The 24,939-nt window shown below is 45.6% G+C and carries 21 protein-coding genes; 7 read left to right on the top strand and 14 right to left on the bottom strand.

Features of this window, described 5'->3' with window-relative positions:
- Nucleotides 1-90 precede the first annotated feature (90 nt).
- Entirely contained in the window at nucleotides 91-2,946 is a 2,856-nt protein-coding gene (locus BCU07_RS15560; protein WP_102428147.1) for an FAD-binding and (Fe-S)-binding domain-containing protein, read from the top strand.
- Nucleotides 2,947-3,068: 122 nt separating this feature from the next.
- On the opposite strand, the gene BCU07_RS15555 is transcribed toward BCU07_RS15560, so the two are convergent.
- From BCU07_RS15555 to BCU07_RS15525, 7 genes are all read right to left on the bottom strand, one after another.
- The gene (locus BCU07_RS15555; protein ID WP_102428146.1) at nucleotides 3,069-3,311 is read right to left on the bottom strand and encodes a hypothetical protein; all 243 of its coding nucleotides are present in this window, start codon (nucleotides 3,309-3,311) and stop codon (nucleotides 3,069-3,071) included.
- Nucleotides 3,312-3,471: 160 nt separating this feature from the next.
- Nucleotides 3,472-5,208: an ABC transporter permease subunit gene (locus tag BCU07_RS15550; protein ID WP_050653167.1), complete on the bottom strand. Its 1,737-nt coding sequence runs from the start codon at nucleotides 5,206-5,208 to the stop codon at nucleotides 3,472-3,474.
- A 4-nt stretch (nucleotides 5,209-5,212) separates the two neighbouring features.
- The gene (locus tag BCU07_RS15545) at nucleotides 5,213-6,742 is read right to left on the bottom strand and encodes an ABC transporter substrate-binding protein (protein ID WP_102428145.1); all 1,530 of its coding nucleotides are present in this window, start codon (nucleotides 6,740-6,742) and stop codon (nucleotides 5,213-5,215) included.
- A 48-nt stretch (nucleotides 6,743-6,790) separates the two neighbouring features.
- Complete coding sequence (locus BCU07_RS15540) at nucleotides 6,791-7,642, bottom strand: ABC transporter ATP-binding protein (RefSeq protein WP_102428144.1); 852 nt, start codon at nucleotides 7,640-7,642, stop codon at nucleotides 6,791-6,793.
- On the bottom strand, nucleotides 7,639-8,397 hold the full coding sequence (locus BCU07_RS15535) for an ATP-binding cassette domain-containing protein (RefSeq protein WP_102428143.1): 759 nt from the start codon (nucleotides 8,395-8,397) through the stop codon (nucleotides 7,639-7,641). The genes BCU07_RS15540 and BCU07_RS15535 overlap by 4 nt, the downstream gene beginning before the upstream one ends.
- Before the next feature lie 201 nt (nucleotides 8,398-8,598).
- Entirely contained in the window at nucleotides 8,599-9,933 is a 1,335-nt protein-coding gene (locus BCU07_RS15530; RefSeq protein ID WP_102428142.1) for an MATE family efflux transporter, read from the bottom strand.
- Nucleotides 9,934-10,179: 246 nt separating this feature from the next.
- Nucleotides 10,180-11,049, bottom strand: a complete 870-nt coding sequence (locus BCU07_RS15525) for an AraC family transcriptional regulator (RefSeq protein WP_017077027.1) — start codon at nucleotides 11,047-11,049, stop codon at nucleotides 10,180-10,182.
- A gap of 115 nt (nucleotides 11,050-11,164) precedes the next feature.
- Between BCU07_RS15525 and BCU07_RS15520 the strand changes: the two genes are divergently transcribed.
- The 4 genes from BCU07_RS15520 to BCU07_RS15505 all read left to right on the top strand — a co-directional run bounded on the left by BCU07_RS15520 (nucleotide 11,165) and on the right by BCU07_RS15505 (nucleotide 14,699).
- Nucleotides 11,165-12,313, top strand: coding sequence for a PLP-dependent aminotransferase family protein (locus BCU07_RS15520; protein ID WP_102428141.1), 1,149 nt, complete (start codon nucleotides 11,165-11,167; stop codon nucleotides 12,311-12,313).
- A 314-nt stretch (nucleotides 12,314-12,627) separates the two neighbouring features.
- Nucleotides 12,628-13,617 (top strand): rhodanese-related sulfurtransferase, encoded by a 990-nt coding sequence (locus tag BCU07_RS15515; protein WP_017067892.1) that lies wholly within the window; start codon nucleotides 12,628-12,630, stop codon nucleotides 13,615-13,617.
- Between the two features lie 201 nt (nucleotides 13,618-13,818).
- Entirely contained in the window at nucleotides 13,819-14,076 is a 258-nt protein-coding gene (locus BCU07_RS15510; RefSeq protein WP_010432560.1) for a YdcH family protein, read from the top strand.
- A 98-nt stretch (nucleotides 14,077-14,174) separates the two neighbouring features.
- Nucleotides 14,175-14,699, top strand: coding sequence for a GNAT family N-acetyltransferase (locus BCU07_RS15505; RefSeq protein ID WP_065583568.1), 525 nt, complete (start codon nucleotides 14,175-14,177; stop codon nucleotides 14,697-14,699).
- On the opposite strand, the gene manA is transcribed toward BCU07_RS15505, so the two are convergent.
- From manA to BCU07_RS15475, 6 genes are all read right to left on the bottom strand, one after another.
- Nucleotides 14,696-15,901 carry a mannose-6-phosphate isomerase, class I gene (manA, locus tag BCU07_RS15500; protein WP_102428140.1) on the bottom strand — a complete coding sequence of 402 codons (1,206 nt, stop codon included), beginning with the start codon at nucleotides 15,899-15,901 and terminating at the stop codon, nucleotides 14,696-14,698. The two genes, BCU07_RS15505 and manA, sit on opposite strands and share 4 nt — an antisense overlap.
- Before the next feature lie 291 nt (nucleotides 15,902-16,192).
- Nucleotides 16,193-17,533, bottom strand: coding sequence for an MFS transporter (locus BCU07_RS15495; protein ID WP_102428139.1), 1,341 nt, complete (start codon nucleotides 17,531-17,533; stop codon nucleotides 16,193-16,195).
- An 8-nt stretch (nucleotides 17,534-17,541) separates the two neighbouring features.
- Nucleotides 17,542-19,038, bottom strand: coding sequence for a signal transduction histidine-protein kinase/phosphatase UhpB (uhpB, locus tag BCU07_RS15490; protein WP_032549449.1), 1,497 nt, complete (start codon nucleotides 19,036-19,038; stop codon nucleotides 17,542-17,544).
- On the bottom strand, nucleotides 19,038-19,646 hold the full coding sequence (gene uhpA, locus BCU07_RS15485) for a transcriptional regulator UhpA (RefSeq protein WP_004732761.1): 609 nt from the start codon (nucleotides 19,644-19,646) through the stop codon (nucleotides 19,038-19,040). Before uhpA ends, uhpB begins: the two co-directional genes overlap by 1 nt.
- Before the next feature lie 147 nt (nucleotides 19,647-19,793).
- Nucleotides 19,794-21,188 (bottom strand): hexose-6-phosphate:phosphate antiporter, encoded by a 1,395-nt coding sequence (gene uhpT, locus BCU07_RS15480; protein ID WP_102398465.1) that lies wholly within the window; start codon nucleotides 21,186-21,188, stop codon nucleotides 19,794-19,796.
- Nucleotides 21,189-21,594: 406 nt separating this feature from the next.
- The gene (locus tag BCU07_RS15475) at nucleotides 21,595-21,933 is read right to left on the bottom strand and encodes a DUF1840 domain-containing protein (protein WP_017061543.1); all 339 of its coding nucleotides are present in this window, start codon (nucleotides 21,931-21,933) and stop codon (nucleotides 21,595-21,597) included.
- 315 nt (nucleotides 21,934-22,248) lie between these two features.
- On the opposite strand from BCU07_RS15475, the gene BCU07_RS15470 reads away from it, so the two are divergent.
- Nucleotides 22,249-23,439 (top strand): GGDEF domain-containing protein, encoded by a 1,191-nt coding sequence (locus BCU07_RS15470; RefSeq protein ID WP_102428138.1) that lies wholly within the window; start codon nucleotides 22,249-22,251, stop codon nucleotides 23,437-23,439.
- 25 nt (nucleotides 23,440-23,464) lie between these two features.
- Here the strand turns inward: BCU07_RS15470 and BCU07_RS15465 are convergent, their stop codons facing one another.
- Nucleotides 23,465-23,749: a hypothetical protein gene (locus BCU07_RS15465; protein WP_017061541.1), complete on the bottom strand. Its 285-nt coding sequence runs from the start codon at nucleotides 23,747-23,749 to the stop codon at nucleotides 23,465-23,467.
- 157 nt (nucleotides 23,750-23,906) lie between these two features.
- Here BCU07_RS15465 and BCU07_RS15460 point away from each other — a divergent pair, with 157 nt between their 5' ends.
- The gene (locus BCU07_RS15460; RefSeq protein WP_017069674.1) at nucleotides 23,907-24,779 is read left to right on the top strand and encodes a pirin family protein; all 873 of its coding nucleotides are present in this window, start codon (nucleotides 23,907-23,909) and stop codon (nucleotides 24,777-24,779) included.
- Nucleotides 24,780-24,939 lie beyond the last annotated feature (160 nt).

Below are 24,939 nucleotides of genomic sequence, written 5' to 3'. Positions count from 1 at the left end.
GATTAAAACGCTTTTATCTCGAACAAAATTTAACCGCGAAAGTTCAACACGCCCTGAACAGTGCCAAATAAGAAGCACAAGGAAGCAAAGATGGAGACAAACACATCCCATGAGCGAGTAATAGACGCACAAGCTTATCAGCAGCTTGAAGCGATACTGGCTCAAAGAATAGAAACAGAACGCATTGTCACGCAAGAGGCAAAGCGCTTGGCTTACGGCACCGATGCGAGTTTCTATCGCTTGGTACCGAAAATGGTTCTAAGGCTGAAAAACTTAGATGAAGTGATATTCACCATTCAAAGCTGTCGCGAACTGGGCATTCATTTTACCTTTCGCGCTGCGGGTACCAGCCTATCAGGACAAGCGGTTTCAGACTCGGTACTCATCACTCTAACCGACGACTGGCGCGGCCATGAGATTGTCGATAACGGCAATCAGATCATTCTTCAGCCCGGTGTGATTGGTGCTGATGCCAACAAATACCTCGCCCCTTTCCAACGTAAAATCGGCCCAGATCCAGCTTCAATCAATACCTGTAAAATCGGTGGCATCGCGGCGAATAACGCCAGCGGCATGTGTTGTGGTACTGCGCAAAACTCGTATCGCACCGTTGAGAGCATGAAAATCGTATTGAGTGATGGTTCCCTGCTTGATACGGCAGATAACGCCAGCGTTGAAGCTTTCAAGCAATCACACAAAACGTTGTTTGAAGGCATTATTGATTTACACAGACAGACTAGCTCAAATCAAGAACTGGCAGACAGAATCCGCCACAAGTACCGTCTTAAAAACACCACCGGCTACGCGCTCAATGCATTGGTCGATTACCACGACCCAATTGAGATCATAAAACACCTGATGATTGGCTCAGAAGGCACGCTAGGCTTCATCGCAGAGATCACCTACAACACCGTTATCGAACACCCGAACAAAGCTTCGGCTCTGTTGGTGTTTGCTGACATCGAACAAGCAAGTAAAGCTGTGACTACGCTATCAAAAACACCAGTTGCTGCCGTTGAATTGATGGATGGCAGAGCACTGCGTTCAGTGGCTGATAAACCGGGTATGCCCGCCTTTATGCCTAGCTTGGATTTAGAAGCCGCGGCTATTTTGGTTGAATCACACGCCAGCTCCCAGCAGGACTTAGATTTACAATGTAAATCAATTTTGGATGCATTGACTGAATACACAATTGTTGAATCAGTCCCTTTCACGTCCGATCCGAAGACAGTCGCGACTCTGTGGGGCATCCGAAAAGGCATGTTCCCAGCAGTTGGAGCCGTTCGTGAAGTTGGCACAACCGTTATCATCGAAGACGTGGCTTTCCCTGTCGAAAACCTCGCTAACGGTATTCGAGAGCTACAAGAGCTGTTCGACAAATACGACTACAACGAAGCGATCATTTTTGGTCACGCCCTCGAAGGCAACCTGCACTTTGTATTTACTCAAGGCTTCGACAGTCAAACAGAAATCGATCGCTACGGCGGTTTCATGGACGATGTTGCCGAGCTGGTTGCGGTGAAATACCAAGGTTCTCTAAAAGCAGAGCATGGTACTGGTCGTAACATGGCGCCTTATGTGGAATTGGAATGGGGCAAAGACGGCTATGCCTTGATGCAACAGATCAAAGCGCTGTTTGATCCAGAAAGACTGCTCAACCCCGGCGTTATCATCAACGACAACCCGAATTCACACATCACCAATTTGAAGCCAATGCCTGCTGCCGATGACCTTGTCGACCGCTGTATCGAGTGTGGCTTCTGTGAGCCTGTTTGTCCGTCTCGTACCTTAACTCTATCGCCACGCCAACGTATCGTGCTGTACCGCGAGTTACAACGCCGCCGAGCTGCGGGTGAAGAGATAGAAGCAAGCGAACTAGAGAAAACCTTTGAATACCAAGGCATTGATACCTGCGCCGCAACCGGCCTGTGTGCCGAACGTTGTCCAGTGGGAATCAACACCGGTGATTTGATTAAAAAGCTTCGTATTGCCAAGTACGAGAAATTTACGCCAATCGCTAAGTGGACAGCGGATCATTTCTCGACCACCACTAAGCTGACCAAGGCTGGCCTCAAAACCAACCAAGTGGCGAGTAAGGTTCTGGGCGCCAACACGGTCGGCAAGCTTACCAATGGCCTACGCTCAGTGACCAAAGGCGCGACACCGATTTGGATGCCAGAGATGCCGCAATCCAACAATCACTCCCTCACGGCTTCACCAATGACAGCCGAAACATCGAACAACGCGAAGAAAGTGGTTTACCTCCCTTCGTGTGCCAGTCGAACCATGGGGCAACAAAGTGATGCGGGCGACCAACGTCCTCTTACTGAAGTGACCATGTCTTTGCTCAACAAGGCAGGATTCGAGGTAATTCTACCGAAGAAGCTAGATGACCAATGCTGTGGCATGCCTTACGACAGCAAAGGAATGACCGACTTAGCACAGTCGAAGGCTCAGCAGTTGGAAGAAGTGCTATGGCAAGCCAGTCGTCAGGGTGAATACCCAATATTGATGGATACCAGCCCATGTGCTAAACGCAGTATTGAACAGTTCACCAAGCCATTAGAGGTGTTAGAGCCAACAGGGTTTGTGAATCAATATTTGCTTGAACATCTGACGCTTGAGCCGCTACAAGAAACCGTGATGCTGCATGTCACGTGTAGCTCTCGTCGAATGGGCTTAGAAGGCGCGATGTTAAACCTTGCTAAAGCGTGTACCGAAGAGGTGATTGTTCCAGAGCATATTCAATGTTGTGGTTGGGCAGGTGACAAAGGCTTCACTACACCAGAGCTGAATGAGGCGGCGGTACACCCACTCAAGGAACAAGTGCCGAGCAACTGCACTCGTGGCTTTAGTAACAGCCGAACCTGTGAGATCGGTTTATCACACCACAGTGGCATTCCGTATCAATCAATCTTGTACTTGGTGGACGAAGTGGCGCAGTAGCTTTATTCAAAGTTCATAGCAACGAGCTCTAGCTTGAAACGAAAAATGGCAGCCCAATCAGGCTGCCATTTGTTTGTTCAATTTAAACCGTATTACCGAGCTAGATATTGCTGAGCTAGCGGTTACGGAGCTAAGCTCATCAACTCTTCTGGCGAGTAGTGTTCTGCTTCTGCGCCTTTGGCGATCAGATCAATCACTTGGAAGTCGCTCATATCACCAAATTCTTTGGTCAAGTAATCACGAAACGCTTTTTCATTCGGCCATTTTCCTCGCACGATATAGCCATCTTCTTTGTCGAAACCTTCCGTCTCAAAGAAAGAAAAATCAGTCATACCAATGTTGTGGCAATACAAAACGAGATACATGTTGAATCCTTAACGCTGAACACTTAACTAAGCTAAAAACCGATCGACAACCGATCCGAAAGCCAATTCAAAAAAACAGGCTCAAGGTTACAACATAAATGCCAAATCGAACACTCAATCGAATAGCACGTCGAAAACTTAAGCAGCCTGTTCTTTTTCGCTAATCATCAAACATCATGTTAATTGCAGCACCTAACAGGATCAGCCCAACAATTGGCCCCATGACTGCTAATGGCGCGCGCTCAATGTATGGAAGGTTCTCTGCGATCATCAAACCCCATTCAGGTGTTGGTGGCTTTGCCCCTAATCCGATGAAGCTCAGCGAGGTCAGACTTAGAGTGATGACTGGTAGCCTCAACATCGCGTGTCTTAACAACGGTGGCAACACATACGGAAGCAAGTAGAAACGGAAGATTCTAAGCTTACTGGTGCCCCATAGTGGCGCGAGGTGTGTATAAGGTTGAGCCTTGGCTTCTACGATCAAGCTTGAGCAGTGTGCAGCTAGCGGCGCCCACGACACCAATACAATCGCGATTAATGCGCTGTTCGGATTCATCCCCGTTAAGCCTGCAACAAGCAAGCCTGCAATGATGTATGGGATACCCTTAGTGATCTCGATAAGGCCTTGGCTAAAGCGGGTGTTGAAACCCATGATGATGCCCGTCACCAAGCTCAAGAACGTTGCCAATATGCCGGCTTGGAAGGTCGCAATCATACCAGAACCAATTCTCGCCAGTAGGTCTCGACCAATGCCATCTGCGCCCAAAGGTGCTTGCCAACTCGGTGATGCCAAGCGTGCGAATTGGCTAGTGTATGGGTCTCGGAATGCAGCCCATACAACGATAGCAATTAGGAAAGAGAAGATCGCAAAAGCAGTGACACGCTTTGCGCGGTTCTGGGTAAAACGAAACGAAGAGTGGCTACTGATGAGCTTGCCGCTTTTCAGGCTGTGGCCAAGAATCAATTGCTGAACAAACAAGCTCATGCTGCTCACGGCAATTGAAAATAGCAGCAACACCAATAAGCCGCCTTGCAGCGTTGGTAAGTCTTGCGCCTTGGCTGCACCAAGAATCATGCGCCCGATACCAGGGATCGAGAAGATAAGCTCAACCGCGACTGCGCCACCAGTTAAGCCAATCACGATCATCGCGATTTGCGGGATCAGACTGCTCAGCGCTCTTTTCAGCGCAAAGCGAATAATTTGATTGGAATGAACGTTGGCACTGAGCCAAGTGATCACCCAAGGTTCATTGAGAACGCGTTGTAAACTGTCTCTGAGTAGACGACTAAACAAGCCACTTGCAGGCAGTGCGAGCGCTAAACTCGGTAGCCAGATATCTTGCCAACCTTGCCAACCATACGGTGGTAGCCAACCTAACCAGATAGAGAACACCAATATTAATACCGAGGCCACCACATACTCTGGTAACGATATTAATACGGTGCTTAAACTGCTGTAACTCTGCCCTAGTTTGCCCTTCTTCCAACTGCGTAAGGTAGCAAGTAAGCCTGCACCACACAGTACGAAAGTCATCACAAGTGCGCTAGACATCAAGAACAGAGACGTAGATGCTGTTTTTTGAATGCTTAATGCAACCGAGGAACCATCAATCCATGATTCACCTAGATCACCTGAAAAAGCACTTCCTACCCAGTCGAGCAGGCGCTCAATGGCTGAACGGTCAAGCTGAAGATCAGCGCGTACCGCCGCTAAAGCTTCAGGCGTAAGCAGGTGTTGTTGCCCCGCCCTAGCCCGCAGAATAGATTGGCTTGGATCGATGCCTGCAATGTCAGGCATCAAACCAACAAGAATCACCACCACAATCAGTGAGGCGATTCTTGATAGCCAAGGCGTCAAGATAAATAGAGTTCGACGCAGAGTCTCAGCAGATAACATTTATTTAGTTAGCCTGTGTTGCCGGGTTAACTTGTGTCGCTTTTTTGACCTGTGTAGTTTGGTCAACCAAGCGACGTTCACTTGGGTCACGAACTACATTGCTTACACGCTCGCTCTCACCTTGAATCACACGTTCGTGAAGCAGTGGAATCGCAGCAAAATCGTTAAGGATTTTTTGTTCAGCTTCGATGATCGCTTGGTGACGCAGCGCACCTAGCGGTTGTAGGTCAGCGTGATTCAGTGCTTTATCTACCTCTTGAGAACAGAACTGGCCAAGGTTGAATGAACCCTTACAACCAAAGTCGCTCATCATGTAAGCCACTGGGTCACCCGAATCTAGAACCGTTGCACGAGAAAGGATAAACGCGTCAAACTTACCAGATAGCGCATCGTTCTCGATCTGAGCATATTCACGAATATCCAGCTCAACCTTGAAACCAGCCGCTTCAAGTTGTTGCTTCAGTAGCGCTGCCACTTCTGGAAGCTCTGCACGGTCGGTAAAGGTACCAATAACAATGCTTTCGCCGTTCGCTTTTAGCGTTTTGTCAACTGCCTGACCTTCAGGTCGAATTGGTTCAGCCCAAGCAAGTGCTGGACCTAATAGGCCTTGCGCGATATCCGCGTGGTTTTCATAAACAGTATTCACGATCTGCTCACGGTCTACTGCAGCTGCCGCTACCTTACGCAGTTCAATATCGCTAAATACGCCTGACTTGTTGTTCAGGTAAAGCGTATTAGTACGAGGCATTGCCACTTCGTAAAGTAGGTTCGGATCAATGGTCGCGATTTGTGAAACGGGTACCGCTTCAACGACGTCAGCCGTGCCGGTTCTCAGTGCTGCAGCACGAGCAAAACCATTAGGAACGTATTCTGCAATCACAGATTCAACCTGTGCTTTTTGACCCCAATAGCCGTCAAAACGTTTCAGTTTCGCGCTGGTTGTGCCGTTGATTTCAGTCAGCTCAAACGGGCCAGTACCTGCGCCAATTGGACTAACACGACCATCTTCTTGATAAGCACTTGCTGCTAGGATCGCTAATTGAGGGCTTGATAAACGGCTTGGTAGAAGAGGGTCATCAAAGCTGGTTTTAATCTCTACACGGTAGTTGTCCATCGCTTTCACTTCTAGCTCTACTCCATCTAGGATGCGCGGCTTAGGTGCTGCTTCAAGCGCTTTTTGTAGAGAGTTCACTACAGAGTTTGCCGTTAATGTCGAACCGTCATGGAATTTAACGCCTTGGCGAATCGTGAACTGCCAAGTCAGAGGATCAAGATGTTTCCAATCCGTTGCTAGCATAGGTTCTGCTTCTGAGGTTGGGCTCAGGTTAACCAGAGTTTCTGCTGTGCTCCAACGAGATAACTTAAAAGCGTCATCAGAAAGTGGCGATAAACCCGTTCTTGGTGGTTGCATCATCGCAACTCGAATTTCAGATTTTACTGCGGCATCGCTAGACCCTGGTTGAGAGTCAAAACAGCCCGTCAAAGGCAGAGCCAACGCAAGCGTGCAAGCCAGTTTGATTGAATTAAAACGCATAATTATTTTTTCTCTGTAGCTGTATTTTTTTAATAAATAAGGTTGTGTTTAACAAGTAGATTTCGAAAGAGGCTGAGACTCGATCAGCATCTGAGTCGCAGGATGAGCAGGTTTACTCATCACTTGATCGGTCGGTCCGTGCTCCACCATTTCACCATGGTCGAGTACCAGTATTTCTTCACAAAGGGCTTTTGCGGCACCTAAATCGTGAGTAACCAAAATAAGGCGCATATCGCGCTTCTTTTTTAATGAATTAACCAAGTCCAACAACCTTTGGCGATTCACTGGGTCAAGGCTGGCAGTAGGTTCATCGGCCACCAGCACTGCGGGTCTAACGACAAGAGCCCGAGCAATAGCCACACGTTGAGCTTGACCTGTAGAAAGCTGATTCGGTTTCAGTGATAACAAAGTGGCAGGCAATCCAACGTCTGAAAGCGCCTCTTCAATGATGGCTTCATGATTACCCGAAACATCTAAGTTACTTAGAGGTTCGGCTAAGATCTGTCGAACGGTATAGTAAGGGTTGAGGCTAGTGTGGGGCTCTTGAGGCACCAATTGAATCAAGCGACACACCGTTGCTTGCGCTTTGCTATCGCGAATTGGGAGCGAATAACCGAACAAGTTTATTTGACCAACGGTTGGCGCTTTAAGGCCAAATAGCAGTTCAATCAACGTTGATTTCCCCGCACCAGAACGCCCAACAATCGCTAAGCTTTTGTCTTCAACCTTAAGGTCAATGTTCTGTAGCGCTTTAAACGCCTTTCCACCCAACCAACTTGGTACGGAATAGTAGTGAACACTCACATTGTCGAACGTAATCTCTGTCGATGCTTGTGTTTCTGAATCAGTCACTGGCATTAATGACGAGGCTTCTGAGTTTAGTGGTAAGGTCGAGCTCATTCGATTAAGTCTCTCAATGAACAGCAGAAAGCGTGAGAGCTCGACTCAAGTGCATGTTTCGGAGCACCATAAGCCACCACACCGCCATCATCGATGACCAACAACTTGTCACACGTCAACGCGCTATGCAGGTCATGGGTGATGAGTAAACCACCAATTTGACGCTGTTTAACATTGTGTCGAATCAGCTTAAGTATCTCTTGCTCTGTCACGGGATCTAACGCACTGGTTGGTTCATCGGCGATGATAATATCGGCGTTACTCAGCAAGCCAATCGCAATACACACACGTTGGCGTTGCCCACCCGAAATTTGGCTCGGGTACAACGGCAAGATAGTTTCTGGATTAGGAAAACCAAGTTGATTCAGCAACTCGGTAATTTGAATTTTTTCTTTTGATTTAAGCTTAGTGCGAGTCCCCGTCAATGCCAAACTAAGTTGACCTTCGATTGAAACCAGAGGATTTAATGCTTGAAGGGCATCTTGGAAGATAACCGCAGGTCGTTGTGCTGCGGTTCTTTGCAGCATAGGCAAACCACATACCGCTTCACCAGACAGAGAAATATGACCTTCAACCTCGACCGTTTCTGGCAGAAAACCCGCAATCGCACGTGAAAGCATCGACTTACCAATGCCTGATGGACCCATGATCGCCAACAGCTCACCTCGATATACATCGAAATGAATATCTTGAAAAAGTGTTCTCGAAGAGGTTTTGATCGTTAATTGGTCAACAGACAGAAGTGAGGCGTTCACGCAGATACTCATAAATAGATGTTATAACATAACAACTCTATCATTAAGCCTACATGATGAAAAGCGAACATTGAACCGTATCGCATTTTATTTGTTGTTTGATTGACCATTTTTACTAGGTCATTAGATAGAAAAAGCGCCCTTAGCATAATGCTGTCAGGCGCTTTCAAAAGTACTGGCAATAACGATTGTGTTTCTAACCTAATGACACGCCGCGGATGCACCTTCTGTTGGAAGGCACTTCTGCTTAACTTGTGCGATGAACGGATACAAGAAGGCAATACGTCCAAGATAAAACAAGGTAAACGCCAACCACAAGCCATGATTGCCCCACATATCGATTGATAATGCCTGTACCGCTAAGAAAACCAACAAAGTAGCTATGCTAGAGTCCCTAACCGGACGCGTGGTTCCCGTTCCGGTAAAGATGCCGTAAACCGTTAAGCCAAAGCCAGCCACTAGCGGGAACACAATTAACCACGGAGCCATCTCTTGGTACAGCGTGACCAGCGCTGGAATATCGGTAAACAAGAAAACAATCATATCTTTAAAAATCAAAGTTAAAAGCGTCAGCGCGGCAATGAAACCTGCCGTCCATTGGAAGTTAAGCCTTAAAACACGATCAAGCATTGAAGGGTTCTTCTGTCCTACCGCCTTACCTGCAAACACACTCGATGCGTTGGCAATACCATCAAACATATAGCTGACAATGAAGGTCACCTGCATCAAGATCGCGTTAGCCGCTAGAACATCGGTACCCAGTTTAGAGCCAGTACGCGCCATCATGTTGAAGAACACCAAGATACAAATGGTGCGAAGCAATAGATCGGTATTCGAAGAGATGATTGTCGATAGGTCTTTCTTGGTCATCTTCGAGCCTTGCAAGAACTCAGAGATCGAAATATTGCTGGTCTTCATCACCAAGGTCACACCAATCGCAAAGGTGGTAACTTGTGCAATCAAACTTGCGTAAGCCACACCTGCGACACCCAAATCGAAATAAAGTACAAACACCGCATCCAAGACAATGTTCAACACATTACCAAACACTTGTGTATAAAGAACGTCTTTGGCTTTCGCCTGTCCCATTAACCAACCAATAATGGTGTAGTTAAGCAACACGAAAGGCGCGCCATAAATCAAAATACTGAAGTAGATATGCGCGTGCTCGGCTACATTGGCTTCAGGCTCTATCACCCACATTGCGCCTTGCCAGATGAGTGGTTGTATCAAGATAAAGATCAAACCCACTAAACCAGACAGCACAAACGGACGCATCAAGCTACCCGCCAAATCAGTGCGGTTTCCCTTACCCAGTGCCATCGCACTTTGGCCCGTGGTACTGACACGGAAAAAACCAAACAACCAATACATGGTGTTCATAATGATGGTGCCGATCGCCACGCCGCCAATCAGTTCAGCAATACCAAGTTGGCCGATAACAGCGGTATCCACAGCACCTAGTAGAGGCTGTGTCACCGTTGAGATGATGAAAGGGAAGGCAATTTTCAGATAATCTTTGTGGGTAATGGTCATATATTCTAGCGGGTGATATTAAGAACTATTTGCAATTAGAGCGGGATGCTATCGTTTAATCCGTACGTTGTCATCATTTACTTAGAGTCGTTTATCAACAAGCTTCTCTCCTATCGCACCATCAACATAAGAGGCCTTTCTGTCATTGAGCGAGCAAATTAGCCACAACAAATGAGTAAAATCACGCTCGACAAAACACAACAAAACCAATTACTGAGCCAACTCAATGGTTAACCTAGTAAAGGCTCAGTAAAAGCTCACGGGAAGGTAGAAATCGAGTTCGAACACTTCATCGGTGTTGAGAAAATGATTCTGATGATAATGCACATACGCGGGAGTCGAGCGCTGTTTGAAACCAGATGTGGGTAGCCACTTTTCTAACACCATACTGATCTGTGGTAGCAGTTCTCCATAGCGGCCATTTAGTCGAAACACAGCGTGTAAGCCGCCCGGAATCACCATCTGATTAACTACGCTACGATACTTAATCGGCTCATCAATCGCGATACACGCCACATAGCGGCACTGATCCATCTCAACCCAAGCAGGGTTTGAGTGATGCAAACCAAATTGACTTGAAAAATCACGCTGTTCTGAATTCGCCCACGCTTTCAATATCAACCACGCATTGCGAATGGATCGGTTATATCCCGTATGTCGAACATAGGCCGCCATCCGTTCAGGCACTTCGATAATCTTAGGTTCAGGCAACACTCGCTGCGCCACATTCAAATAGCCCGCCGCCACTTCAGGATCTTTCAAATAGGGCTTTTCTGCTACTTGTAAATCATGCTTACGCCATTCTCCGGGCGACATATTAAAGGTCGCTTTAAATGCTCGACTAAACGAAGACACCGAACTAAAGCCACATTTATGGGCGATCTCAACCACAGACGAACTGGTATCAAACATCAATTGGTTGGCTGCATACTCCATTCGAGTGCGTCGGATGTATTGATGCAACGATTCCCCGACCACACTTTTGAAGGTGCGATGAAAGTGCTGTTCTGAATAGGCCGCTATCTCAGATAACTCTTTGGCAGACAAAGGCTGACTGATGTCTTGGTGAATATGGAACAGGACATCATTGATTCGCGATATGTGTTGACGTGACATCGTTTAAATAGCATAAATGGACATGTTTAAGAGCATAAACGGACACGCTTGTTTTTACAATTGCCGTGTAATATCAAGCGATAGAATAAAAACGATAAACGACGAGACACAACACATGGAAATCGCACAGTCATTACAACAGATTCAATCTTCATACATTCGAGAGATCCTCGCAGCCGCAAGTGATCCAAATGTCATCTCATTGGCCGGTGGTTTACCGGACGAGAAAACATTCCCTATCGATTTAATGAAGCCAACGCTAGAAAACCTAGCGAACATGCCTGAAGTTTTCCAATACGGTTCTACTGCCGGTTACGGCCCGTTGCTTGACCACCTAACACAAAGCTACCAATTGCCAGAATCACACACGGCAATGATTTGTACTGGCTCTCAGCAAGGTTTGGATTTGATTGCACGTGCGTATGTTGACCCGGGTGATGTGGTTGTGATGGAAGCGCCAAGCTACTTAGGTGCGATGCAGGTGTTTGGCCTAGTTCAAGCAAACATTGCGACCGTGTCTCAAACTGAATTTGGCCCGAACCTAGACGAACTGGAAACGTGCTTTGCACAGCAATCACCGAAGATGTTCTATGCCGTGCCTGATTTCCACAACCCAACAGGTGTATGTTGGGCAACAGAAACTCGTCAAAAAGTGGCTGAGCTGTGTATCAAGTACAACGTAGCCTTCATTGAAGATGCGCCATACCGTGAGCTACGTTTCACAGGTACGGAACTGCCATTGGTTTCTTCGTTCTGCCCTGACAACTCTATCGTTCTTCGTTCATTCTCTAAGATTGCATCGCCAGGCTTACGCATTGGCGCGGTAACAGGTAAACGCAGCTACCTTGAGCCACTGATCAAAGTCAAACAAGGCGCGGATTTACACTCAAGTGTACCTATGCAAGCACTGCTTGTTGGTCTTCTAAAACATGAAGACTTCAACGTACACATGGAAAACATTCGCACACTGTACAAGTCTCGTTATGAAGTGTTGTTCTCAGAGCTAAAAAAACAACTGCCTGCAGATTGCGTGTTAAAAGCCGTAGATGGCGGGATGTTCATTTGGGTAGAAATCCCAGAGTGCGATACCTTCGAATTAGCTAAGACTTTGCTATCGAATGGTGTGGCGGTTGTACCAAGCCCAGTATTTTATCCAAAGGCCGATGAAGCAAAAGCCGCACTGCGCTTAAACTTCACTAACGCCAACCCAGAAGAATTAACAGAAGCGGTGAAACGCTTAGCGGAAGTACTTAACCAAGCGTAATCGCTGATTAAGTCAGACAGATTCAATACCAAGGCCCTGATGTATTTTTACAGCAGGGCCTTTTTGGTTTGGGAATACGTGTTGTAATTCGAACCAGATAAAACGGTTTCATTGCATTTCTTAGTCCAAAAGCCACACTAATAACAATGCTAAATAGCCCTACTTTTGGTTGGTTTTTGTCCTTCCTTGGCTTGGTTATACTGCGGCGGATTTTAATAAGCCAATATGGGCAAACCTGAGTAAATCAAACTCAGTATGTATCATAAAAGGCAACCGCTCTGGATTTACGTTCCAGCTCGCAGAAAGGAAAAACCATGTCTCAATATGTTGTATGTGCTCTGTATAAATTCGTAGCACTTGATGATTACCAAGAAATTCGCCAGCCACTCACTGACGTGTTAGAAGCCAACCAAATCCGCGGTACTTTGCTACTTGCGAGTGAAGGTATCAACGGCACCGTTGCAGGTAAGCGCGAATCTATCGACGCTCTTCTTCAATGGTTCAAACAAGATTCTCGTTTGGCTGATGTTGTTTACAAAGAGTCGTTCAACGAAGAACAACCATTCAACCGCACCAAGGTTAAGCTTAAGAAAGAGATCGTAACCATGGGCATTGAGGGTATCGACCCACGCCACGTTGTCGGCACTTACGTGAAACCAAACGAATGGAACGCTCTGATTTCTGATCCTGATGTAATTCTGGTTGATACTCGCAACGACTACGAAGTCGATATCGGTACATTCAAAAATGCTGTAAACCCAAACACAGAAACCTTCCGTGAATTCCCTCAATACGTTGAAGACAACCTTGATCCTAAGAAGCACAAGAAAGTTGCGATGTTCTGTACTGGCGGTATTCGTTGCGAAAAATCAACAGCCTACATGAAAGAGCAAGGCTTTGATGAGGTTTATCACCTTGAAGGCGGCATTCTTAAGTACCTAGAAGAGGTACCTGAAGAAGAGAGTATGTGGGAAGGCGACTGCTACGTATTTGATGGTCGAGTTGCAGTAAACCACCAGCTAGAAAAGAGCGGTTACGATGTGTGTAACGCGTGTCGCCTGCCAATCACTGACGAAGACAAAGCCTCTAAACACTTCGAGAAAGGCGTAAGCTGCCCTAAGTGTATTGATAAGCACAGCGACGAGCAGAAAGCCCGTTTCCGTGAACGTGAAAAGCAAGTTCAACTGTCGAATGCTCGTGGCGAAACCCACGTAGGCGGCGAAGCTGCTCACCTTATCGAGCAACGCAAAAAAGAGAAGCTTGCACACAAAGAGCAGCAACGCTCTGGTAAGAAAGCAAAGTAAACTTTCTGCTTTAAACTCTTATAGTTCTAAACATATAACTATAAATAGTTAGCTATATACATACAAAAGGGCGCAATTTCGAGGATAATTCTACGAGTTTACGCCCTTTTTTGATCGCTTTACGGCTTTGTGTTTTGAACCACATTTCTTTCGAAAAATTACTTCTATACTGTTAATAATTCGACTAGAGAGGAAGTGCCAATGCTCAATGAAAACCATGCCTTTATCTTAGATTTCCCAGATCTTAAATTAGACATTGTTCAGCTCAACCACGACGACGAAAAATTCAAAGCAGACATGCAGAAATACCACCAACTCGACTACGACATCCGCCAACTAGAAATCTCTGGCAGCCCAATCGATGACGACAGCATGCACAACCTCAAAGTAGAACGCATGGCATTAAAAGACTCGCTACATAAGCAACTTACTCGACATCACGCGCTTAAGATCGTTTAAATCACAACGTTCTTACTGCCAGATTTTAAGCCATGCATTACGCATGGCTTTTTGGTTTCATCACTTCGCAAATCTAAGCTAATTCGGCTTCTTCAATTATGTTACTGTTTGCTTATTCAAAGGCGTTTGATAAGGAAGCGGTAAAAGTGGCAATGAAAGAAGAGAACATACAACTCCAACTCGCTTCAAATTCTGAATTCGATGAACTGTTTGCGTGTGTTAAACAAGGTATCTTCATACACGTAGATAGCGTTTTCGGCTGGGATGACGACTTTCAACGTCAACGACTTTTAAACGAATACCATCCATCTTGGTTTCATTGGGTATATCGCGAAAATAAAAGAGTGGGGCTCGCCTGCTTTAAACCTTATGACAACGCATACCATATTCATTTGCTGATCATTTTCCCCCAGTACCAAGGTCGTTCGCTTGGCAAGCAAGTCATGACTCTCATACATAAAAAAGCTATGGCAGAGCAACTTAGTCAAGTCACTCTATCGAGTTTTAAAAGTAATGCTCGTGCTATTAACTTTTATCAATCGCTTGGCTATCACGTTGTTGATGAAGGAGATGATGATTTTGTGGGGATGGAGCTCAATCTATACCACAAACACCATCTCTAATTAAACGCCCTAGCCACTCGCCCATTACTGCTCAGTACATAATGACCAATATAAGCTGGGATAAATACCGATTGCCCTTTGGTGAGTGTTAGGTGTTCACCTTTCTGACTCATTAACGTTAAATCATCATCTATCGCCATTAAAATTTCAGCACCGCTTGTGATCACTTCTTCTTGCTGAGGGCGATGAAAGATATTGAAATCAAAATCACTGACAGGAATATCATAACTATCACATTGACCCAGTTTTGAGGGCGCTAACAACAAGCGTTCAAACGGGATCGGTTTGAACTCTGTACAGGCAACCAACTCGGCGACATCAATGTGCTTTGGCGTTAAACCTGCTCGCAAAACGTTGTCTGAATTTGCCATGATCTCGAGCCCAGTTCCCTTAATGTAAGCATGCGGAGTATTCGCATTCAAATACATCGCTTCACCCGGGTTCAATGTGATCAAGTTAAGAAGCAGAACACAAAATAGACCAATATCGTTTGGATACTGATGACTAAGCTCAATAACCAAAGCAAACTCCGCTTGGTCTTGATGAGCAGCCGCGTAAGTCAGAAGTTGCTCTAATGCTTGATGTTTACGTTGTTCATTCAACGTTAATAAATCACGGAAAAACGCCTCTAAACCTAGAGAATCAAGGTGGTTGCCAAACTCTTCAACTAAACCAGCCAGCTCGCTCGAATTCAACTTTCTGAACAACCCTAATATTTCATCGAATTCTCGAAAGCCATTCATTGCTTGATATTCAGTGATCGCGTAAACCAATTCAGGTTTGTGGTTAGAGTCTTTGTAATTACGATGTCCTGCGGTCAGAGGAATGCTTGCTTGCTCTTCTCTCGCAAAGCCAATTTCGGCTTGACGCTTGTTTGGATGAACCTGAACCGATAGTGCCTTTTCTGCTGCCAAGATCTTAAACAAGAACGGCAATTCACCGAACTCCTGCGCAATATCGCTTGATAGATAGGCCGGTTTATTCTTGTTAATCAGCTCAGAGAGAGGCACCAAGTGCTGGTCAAGCTTAACCATTGAGCAACCTTTTGGATGCGCTCCCATCCAAACTTCCGCTTGCGGCTCTTGTGACTCATTCTGAAAGCCAAACAGTTCACGTATCGAAGAAATGCTCCCCCATGCATAATTTTGGATGGTGTTTTCCATTGGGAAAAATGAGTGTTCTGAGAAGTGGCTGAGTGACATGGCGTTTTCCGTAGTGAGCCCTTTGAACACAATTCAGAGAGCTGATTTCTAATAACGTAAATAATTAGAAAGACTACAGAGCTCGGCTAGAACCCACATGAGATGAGGTCTTAGACGCAATAGGAAAAATTCTTAGAAACAGGTGAGACCGATGAAAAGCGTGAAAATAGTCACATTTGAATATCACGTATAGAAAGCGCCGAAAATAAGATAGCGGCTTGTATCGCACTGGTTACAGCAGCGATACAAGCATCTGAATACAAACACTAGTGACTATCTTGTTATCGTTCCTTAAAAGCTAGAGCGAGCTTCTGCACTTTTCTGAGGTGATTGAGCTTGTAAGAAAGGCAGTAACAGCAAGCCAATAACGGCCGCACAAGTCGAGATGGTAATGAAGAACCCACTCCAGCCGTAAGCTTCTAGAACGAGCGCTAATGGGTAACCAGAAAGTGCTGCTCCCATATAAGCAAACAAGCCAACAAAACCTGTCGCCGCCCCGGCAGAGTCTTTATGTGAACATTCCGCCGCCGCCATGCCAATAAGCATTTGAGGGCCAAAAACAAAAAAGCCAATGCAGAATAGCCCAGCCGCTTGAAACACAAAGTTGGTTAAAGGCATAAGCCATAAAGCCGAAACCGAAAGGAAGATGCCAATCGCAAACAAGATGTTCATCGGGCCTCGGTTGCCACCAAACAACCTATCCGATCCCCACCCAGCAACAAGTGAACCAACGAAACCGCCAATCTCGAACAGAGACAAGGCAGCGTTGGCGTTGATCAAACTGTAATCGTGTTCTTCGGTGAGGTATAAATTGCCCCAGTCGTTAACTGCCGTTCTTACGATGTAAACCAACACATAACTAAAGGCGAGCAACCAAATGTACTTATTGCTGAACACATAGGTTTTCAGGATCTCTCGATAGCTTAACCCTTGCCCATGGCTCTCTTGCGCTAATTCCAGGTGATCACTGCGCCACTTCCCTACCGTCGGAAGTCCCATGGTGGTGGGCTTGTCACGTAAGCGCCAGCAGACAATAAGACCGATAAAAACACCAATCACACCAGGCCAGATAAACCCAGCTCGCCAACTGAACTGCAGCGTTAGATAACCCACAAGAATAGGGATAAGCGCTCCACCAACGTTGTGCGCTGTATTCCAGATTGCCCAGCGAAAGCCTCTTTCGGAGCGAGAATACCAAGTCGTCAATAACTTGGAACACGATGGCCAGCCCCAACCTTGGAACCATGCATTCAGTACCCATAGCGAGATAAAAGCCGCTAACGAACTCGAAAAGCCAAACGCGATGTTTATCAGACCAGTCGCGATTAGGCCAAGCCCCATGAAGTAACGAGGGTTCGACCGATCCGATATCGTGCCTGAGATAAATTTCGATAAGCCATAAGAAAGATAAAAGAGCGTGCCAATTAAGCCGATATCGCCTTTGTCCAAACCTAGATCGGTGATCATTGCAGGCGCGGCGTAATTAAAGGTTTTACGAGTGAAGTAAAAACCCGCATAGCCGACATACATTCCTATCATGATGTGAAGGCGCCAATAGCGATAACTCTGATTGACCTCATCATCAGTTAGAGCATCACTCTCTGACGTTGTTGAGCGCAGAAATCCAAACATATTCGTTCTCACACTTTAGGTAATGTAACGCTGATATTGGTACCCGAAGATGAGCCATTAGCGTTGATTGTCATCTTGCCGCCGAGCGCCTGAACACGCTCTTGCATACCGCGAACACCCATTCCTTTGAGAAGATCTTGCGCTGTAAAACCAATGCCATTATCTGATATCTGAAGATAAGCCTGGTCACCTAAAAGCAGTTCAATTCTGATTTCGCTCGCGTTGGCGTATTTAGAGGCATTGTTTAGAGATTCTTGGCACAGCCTGAAGATAGTGACCTTAAGCGTGTCACTCAAACACGAGTAATCACCTTGCCAATTTAACTGAATATCAACGCCGTGATCCGAAAACTCCATCTCTCGAATAAGCTGTTCCACGGAATCTTTTAGGTCCAGATCGTCCAGCATCTTAGGTCTTAATTTTGTAAGTAGACGTTTGGTGGTGTCATAAACATTCAAAGATAATGATTCAATGGTACCCGCACAGCGAACGCTCATCTCAGCCGCGTCGACACGTTTAATAATGCTTGCCTGAGTACGAATTGCCGTGATGTTTTGGCCGATTTCATCATGCAGTTCACGCGCAATATCACGACGAACCGACTCTTCAGCGGTAACTAACTGACGTGAAAGATTTTGATTTCTGGAGAGCTCACTGCGTAATTTCGAGTTGAGATCTTTCTGCTTTTGAACCGCTAAACCAAGCAGTATACCTGTGATGGTTTGAGCAGATAGAGACAAGAGTAAGTCGGTAATTTCGAGTTTGGATGTTCCGCTGTGGGCTGCAATCAACGCGACACTATTTAGCATTGTTGCAAGCAGAGCGCCTTGCCATCCGTAACGAACGGCGAGCAAGATAATAGGGATCGCCATACAGAACGGGGCAAAGCGCCTTAGCTCATCAGGCAAACTGGTTTGTATCAAAATACTGGCGACCAACAACACGCTATATAAAGCAATATGACGGATTTTGAACTCAACAACATTGTTGATTAAATAAGAGCTCAGTGGCGCCCACTTATTTTGGAATAGATAGTTCCAGACCAGATAACACATCGGCACCAGCATCAGTCCACCCGTGATACTCGCTAACCACACCATGTAAACGGCTGGTACATGAGAGCCCACCACGGCAACATTAATAAATGCTGTGACCATGATTAAGCTCGCCATCACTAACAAGTGACGATTCTGGTCACCAGAATAATAACGCTTGGCAATTAGCGTGGCAGGAATACTCAATCCACTGGCGATGAGTATCGTCAGCCATTGGGGTTCATCAAGCAGCAGAGCTAAAGCGATCGCAAGTCCCCACTCTGCAATATAGATGGCAGGCCAATAGTGGGTACGAGTGTGCAGCGTCATTCCCAGTCGAAGTGAAAACGGGAAAAGCAGAATGGCTAACTCAGGGTCATTAATGAAATAGAAGGCAATAACCCATAAACAGAACCATGCACAGCCAGCCATAAAAACCCCACACAGGGAGGTGGCTAGGTAAGAACGCATTAGTACTGGTCTTGTGTAAACAGTTTCGCTAACTCGACATTATTCTTAACATTGAGTTTGTCCATCGCATTGGCACGGTGTACATGCACCGTTTTATGGCTAACCCCTAGCTCTACGGCAATAGATTTTACATCGAGCCCTGTCGCCAATAACTGACACACTTCGCTTTCTCTGCGGGTGAGCTGATTTAAAGAGGCTTTATTCTTCATGGGCGTCGCAAGCTTTATGGCGATATCGGGCGTGAGATAACAGCCACCATTTGCGCTCGTGTGTACGGCTTGGATTAACTCATCAGGGCTACAGCGCTTGCTGAGATAACCTTTGGCTCCTAACTCTAATGACTTCTCAACCATCGCCGGAGAGTCATGTACGCTCAGCATGATACTGGCAATGCCTGATGGAATTTCTTCCAATAAGCTCAAGCCACTTTCATCCTGCATTGAAATATCCAAGATAACGACATCAGGGTGACAACTTGGCAATCCGAGGCGCGCTTCTGCCGCAGAGTTAAATTCACCCACGACCGTAATATCAGTTTCAAGACTGAGTAATTGAGCAAAGCCCGAACGAACAATGACGTGGTCATCAACAAGCGCAACATTAATCATGATATTAACCAGAATTAAGAGTAAGAAAGAAAAATAGCCCCGACAGGAGCTATTTAATATTAAGTTTATTGATAGAGATGATACTGAATCGAACTAGCGATTGGTATGATCTCACGTGCTTTAATCAAATAAAGCACGTGATAATAATTACGCGTTTTGAGCCGCTAGGTGCATCTTCTTCGCGTGACGAATTTTCTTCTCTTCCGCAACCGCAACGAATAGCAGTAACACGATACAAATGGCAGCTGACGTATCAAGCGCTGCGAACGTGCCTTTCCAACCCGTTAAGCCAAAAATAGGTGTGCCGTCTGCAATCATACCTAGGCCAAGTTTGGCAAAGCTGTCACCAATTAAGTAAGCAAATGTACCTTTCACGCCATCCGCAACGCTGATTGCTTTCTTAGGCACGAAACCTACTGCAGCAACACCAATCAGCAACTGAGGACCAAATACTAGGAAACCAAGCACAAACAGTGATGCTAGGTACATGAACTCACTGGTTGCATGCTGGTAGAACTCTAGCGAAACGATAATCAGGCCAAGCGATACACAAGCAACCAAAGCACGGCGTCCGTTCGCAAGGTCTGACAGATAACCCCACATTAACGTACCGACCAGTGCACCAACCTCAAACAGAGTGAAGCCTGAAATCGCGGTTTCTTTTGATAGACCTAGCTCTTGATACGCATAAACGGTAGACCATTGATCGATACCGATACGAACAATGTATAAGAAGATATTCGCGAAGCAGAGCAACCAGATCACTTTGTTTTTCAGGATGTATTCAACAAAGATCTCTTTCTTAGTCATTTGATTTTCTTCAGCAGCCGTATCTTCTTCGCTGACTTCTTCATCAAACAACTCTTCAACCGTACCTAGACCATAGGCTTCTGGAGAGTCATTACCAAAGCGCATACCAATAAAGCCAACCACAATCGCAATGATTGATGGGAACACGAACATACCGATCACGTTGCCATCAAAAAGGTAGTTAGCACCGAACAGAGCAACACCAGCGGCACCTGCGCCACCCACGTTGTGCGACATATTCCAAAGGCCTAAATAAGAACCACGCTTGTTACGAGGCGTCCATTTAGTGATGGTCGAGTAGCTTGAAGGACCGCCGGTACTTTGGAAGAAACCACTCAACGCATAGAAGGCAACCATCAAGAATAAGCTAGCACTGCCACCGCCCATACTGAAGCTGAAGCCCAACATAGCGATACCAGAAAGGACAAGCATGAATGGCAGGAACTGCTTGGTGTTTTTACCATCGGCATAATAGGAAACGACGGTTTTACCGATACCGTAAGTGATAGAGAAACCCAGACCGATAAGACCTAGATCCGTCATCGATAATCCATAAGTAGAAATCATGTCGTTTTGCGCGACATTGAAGTTCTTACGGATCAAATACATGGTTAGATAACCAATGAACACGACGAGGTAAGATTGTAGGAATGGTTTAAACCACATTTTTCTTCTAGTTTCGACCGGAAGATCCAGCGTCGGTTTTCGAACCTGATCTAGGAACTTTAACATTGTGAACTCTCTTATTTTTTGTGAGGTCTGCACGGCATAATTGCGGCCATACATTGTTTGTTAGTTGACCGTGAAATAATAAGGAGTCTAAAAATCGACCGCATGAGAGAGGGTCTTAGAATAACTAGGAAAAATTCTTAGTTCAGAATTGGGAGTCAAGAAAGCGTGAACAGCATCACTTTGTTTACGGTCTGTTATGGATTGATATTACGATAACAAAAGTCACTCATTTCAGGGCTGACGAACCTTGTAAATAAACAGAAACGAGTGGATTACTTCACTAAAAAAACACCAGTATCGGTTCATCACCATAAAACTCCATGGTCATGGTGTGTCCGATACTGGTTCAGCATTCATTCTGATTAAAATAGATTCAATAGGCTTGTTACGTTTCGCGTGAATCGTACTACAGTCGCTTGCCGCTACCGTCTTCCCACATTACTTCACATTCATCTTTGATGGCAGCTTTTAATAATTCAACCAGTGGGAACGCTCGACTACCGATATTAACAGGCGCTTCAACCACCTCTTCTTCATTGTCGTCATCAGTATTTTCATGCTCTACGGACTTGCTCTGCTCTGCTGCAATAGCAGCACGTAGATTATCCAGAGCTTGAGGAACCTCTGAAGCATCCATAGCACCTGGGATGGAGCCGCTATGCCCAAGCATCTTGATGAACTGGAGGCCGACTTCACCAAACATCGTGACACTAGCATGAGCTTTACAACTAAAGGTAATTAACATAATGAGCCTTTCTTAATTTTGGTCGTTTACAAACTATGTGGAGTAACTCTCTGGAAAGCAAGTAGATAAACATCAAACAACGGTTACAAGTTTGATGCTTAAATCTAATCTTCTAGAGATGACCAGCACCATCGGTGATATACATCACTATTTGGAATTGATTGAACAGCCTTTCATATGAAACCTTGATAGTAGTCACACTAAATAGACATCTAAGCCTCTGCATAGCTTGTTATTTAATCTACTATTAACACCATTATCAAAAACTTTGGCACAGATCACATGAAAAGGCTCGTCGGCAGGCACCTAGAAGAAATGGCGGACATACGATCCACCCGCAAGCAAAAAATTGTTCACTCCTTTTCACTGACTGCCGCTGCGTTATTCATTTTCTACACTTGGGCTTACTTCCAAGGCCAACATTACACGCTGTCGGTTTTCGAACTGTGTTTTGCACTTATCGCTATCTCCAATGCATTTTACGTAAGAAAAGTCATTAACCCTGAGTATTCAGAATTGATCCTGAGCGGTGTTTTACTGGTTCAAGGGGTCATCCTATTTTTGTACAGTCACGCCATTCCTGACCGAATTCTTTGGCTCTACCCTATTCTGGCGGCGGTGATTTTTATCAATGACTTCAGAATTGGAATCATCTTTAGCACCTCATTTTGTTTGTTTATCAGCACCTTGATTACGGCAATGCCCAATAACTTTTCTCTGCCATTTAACAGCACACATCGGTTTATTCTTAGCCTGTTTACCATGAGCTTGGTGTGCCACACATCCGCCTATTACTACACAAAAGCCGTCAGTTATATTCAACGCCTGTATAAAGAAGGCATTGAAGATCTCGCTTACAGAGATCAGTTAACCGGCTTGGCAAACCGTTGGAGCTTTGAACGCTGGGCGACAGAAAAACTAGCCACCGTGGATAGTGAGCGATCACTTACGGCATTGGTCTTTTTGGATATAGATGACTTTAAAGGCATTAACGACAGCTACGGGCACGATGTGGGAGACAGTGTCTTACAGCATTTTGCCAATCGCTTGAGCAACAACATTCGAACCAGAGACAGAAAAAGCCATGAATACGATTATTCCATCGCGCGCTTTGCTGGAGACGAGTTTGTTCTGATGCTCTACGATGTGCCAACTCGTAAAGATCTAGACGGCATTCTAGATAGGATCTGCGGGCTGTTCGAAAGCGGCTGCCAAACAAACGAGAGAATCAAGGAATTGACGTTAAGTGTTGGGGTTGCTTTGTATCCGCAAGATGCCCAAGAATTACATGAGCTGACGAGATGTGCTGATAAAGCGATGTATGTTGCCAAGCATTCAGGAAAAAACCGATATGCTTATTATCACGACAACCCAGTATCGACCCTGATAGAAGAACTACCAACGAGCCTTGTTAGCTCAGCACCGGATTCATCTGAACTTGAAGATTGCTTTGAAGCGAAGATCGAAGGGAACAATGTTACGCTATTAAAAACGCGCCAACGCTAGCCATTCCTATAACGGAGCGGCGCTGCTAACCTGCAAGGTACATAAGCCAAAGACTCACTAACCCGATCATAATAATCCATATGACTTGACGTGTTCGGTTTGGGTTATTCCCTTTAGGTCGCCTCACCACGGTTTTAAAAGCGGCTTGCTTAGCTGACTGAATAAACGGCGCTTCTATCTCACGTTTTTTCACGCGGCGTTTAACTGCGCTGTTTGCAACCTCTGTAAAGCGCTGGCTTTGCTCCGTTGTAAAGTCGTTATCAAAACCTATCCGACCATGCCTTTCGCCATGTTTTTGCTGAACTGCCATAGCGGCCTCCTTGGCGATATACTCTCTATTGAGTATAGACATAATTTCATATTGTTACCTGTTCAAGATTTTCGAATAAGTCACTCAACGCTGTGCCATCTTCTTTTTAAATCAAATTACATAAACTACAGCTATTCAAGTTTATGAGGGTTTCAAAATGACGAATGTAAGAGCAGTAGATCATGTGATTACAGCACATGCCACCTCAGATGGTGATGGCGTCAAAATCCAACGACTCGCAGGTTTTAATAACGCACGTTTCTCTCCATTTTTAATGATTGATGAACTGAAGTCGGATGAAAGCAAAGACTATGTTGGCGGCTTTCCTCCACATCCTCACCGTGGGATAGAAACGCTCACTTACATGCTCCAAGGTCACTTCCAACACAAAGACCATATGGGGAATGTTGGAGAGCTACGCAGCGGTGGCGCTCAATGGATGGCCGCAGGCCGTGGTGTCATTCACAGCGAAATGCCAATGATGGAAGAAGGTGCGCTGCATGGTTTTCAGATTTGGATAAACCAACCTGCGACACACAAAATGCAGCCAGCTCAGTATCACGATTTCCAAAGTGAAAGCATCGCGGAGCATCAAAGTGAACAAAGTGGTTTGTTAAGAGTGATTGCCGGAGGGTTTGAACTGCACAACCAAACTGACAAGGATTCAGAGGCTTTACGAGCGCAGGGTCCATTACAGAAAACAGGTGTGCCATTAAGCGTTGCGGATTGGCGCTCTCATTCTGGGCAAAAAGTCACGTTAGGGACTAATGTTAATCACAATGCCATGACTTATGTGTACCGAGGCAGTATTAAGATCGGCGACAAAGTCATCAACCAAAGTCAACTTGCCCTGCTCACCAAAGCTGAATTGTTGTCTTTAGAAAGCCTAGAAGATTCAGGTGTACTGATTTTTTCTGGTCAGCCGATTAATGAACCTGTCGTGCACTATGGTCCGTTTGTCATGAACTCGATGGAAGAGATTGAACAGACAATTCAAGACTACAACAACGGTGTGTTTGAGACTTACTGATGTCTTGGCTTTGAGCTTTGAGCTTTGAGCTTTGAAGATTGAAGATTGAAGATTGAAGAGATTTTGCAACGAACAACGATTTGGTCATCCATTTGATGACTACAAAAACAAGTGACACTATCCACTGCCGGTTACTATCACTTATTTAACCACGCTCCTA

Source organism: Vibrio sp. 10N.261.54.E10 (genome assembly GCF_002877735.2).
Classification (GTDB): domain Bacteria; phylum Pseudomonadota; class Gammaproteobacteria; order Enterobacterales; family Vibrionaceae; genus Vibrio; species Vibrio crassostreae_C.
This window is presented reverse-complemented; position numbering and strand designations above follow the sequence as displayed.

Excerpts from the sequence above, each read along its gene's own strand:
- BCU07_RS15560 (WP_102428147.1), top strand. The coding sequence starts at position 91 with ATGGAGACAAACACATCCCATGAGCGAGTAATAGACGCACAAGCTTAT.
- BCU07_RS15555 (WP_102428146.1), bottom strand. The coding sequence starts at position 3,311 with ATGTATCTCGTTTTGTATTGCCACAACATTGGTATGACTGATTTTTCT.
- BCU07_RS15550 (WP_050653167.1), bottom strand. The coding sequence starts at position 5,208 with ATGTTATCTGCTGAGACTCTGCGTCGAACTCTATTTATCTTGACGCCT.
- BCU07_RS15545 (WP_102428145.1), bottom strand. The coding sequence starts at position 6,742 with ATGCGTTTTAATTCAATCAAACTGGCTTGCACGCTTGCGTTGGCTCTG.
- BCU07_RS15540 (WP_102428144.1), bottom strand. The coding sequence starts at position 7,642 with ATGAGCTCGACCTTACCACTAAACTCAGAAGCCTCGTCATTAATGCCA.
- BCU07_RS15530 (WP_102428142.1), bottom strand. The coding sequence starts at position 9,933 with ATGACCATTACCCACAAAGATTATCTGAAAATTGCCTTCCCTTTCATC.
- BCU07_RS15525 (WP_017077027.1), bottom strand. The coding sequence starts at position 11,049 with ATGTCACGTCAACACATATCGCGAATCAATGATGTCCTGTTCCATATT.
- BCU07_RS15520 (WP_102428141.1), top strand. The coding sequence starts at position 11,165 with ATGGAAATCGCACAGTCATTACAACAGATTCAATCTTCATACATTCGA.
- BCU07_RS15515 (WP_017067892.1), top strand. The coding sequence starts at position 12,628 with ATGTCTCAATATGTTGTATGTGCTCTGTATAAATTCGTAGCACTTGAT.
- BCU07_RS15510 (WP_010432560.1), top strand. The coding sequence starts at position 13,819 with ATGCTCAATGAAAACCATGCCTTTATCTTAGATTTCCCAGATCTTAAA.
- BCU07_RS15505 (WP_065583568.1), top strand. The coding sequence starts at position 14,175 with ATGTTACTGTTTGCTTATTCAAAGGCGTTTGATAAGGAAGCGGTAAAA.
- manA (WP_102428140.1), bottom strand. The coding sequence starts at position 15,901 with ATGTCACTCAGCCACTTCTCAGAACACTCATTTTTCCCAATGGAAAAC.
- BCU07_RS15495 (WP_102428139.1), bottom strand. The coding sequence starts at position 17,533 with ATGTTTGGATTTCTGCGCTCAACAACGTCAGAGAGTGATGCTCTAACT.
- uhpB (WP_032549449.1), bottom strand. The coding sequence starts at position 19,038 with ATGCGTTCTTACCTAGCCACCTCCCTGTGTGGGGTTTTTATGGCTGGC.
- uhpA (WP_004732761.1), bottom strand. The coding sequence starts at position 19,646 with ATGATTAATGTTGCGCTTGTTGATGACCACGTCATTGTTCGTTCGGGC.
- uhpT (WP_102398465.1), bottom strand. The coding sequence starts at position 21,188 with ATGTTAAAGTTCCTAGATCAGGTTCGAAAACCGACGCTGGATCTTCCG.
- BCU07_RS15475 (WP_017061543.1), bottom strand. The coding sequence starts at position 21,933 with ATGTTAATTACCTTTAGTTGTAAAGCTCATGCTAGTGTCACGATGTTT.
- BCU07_RS15470 (WP_102428138.1), top strand. The coding sequence starts at position 22,249 with ATGGCGGACATACGATCCACCCGCAAGCAAAAAATTGTTCACTCCTTT.
- BCU07_RS15465 (WP_017061541.1), bottom strand. The coding sequence starts at position 23,749 with ATGGCAGTTCAGCAAAAACATGGCGAAAGGCATGGTCGGATAGGTTTT.
- BCU07_RS15460 (WP_017069674.1), top strand. The coding sequence starts at position 23,907 with ATGACGAATGTAAGAGCAGTAGATCATGTGATTACAGCACATGCCACC.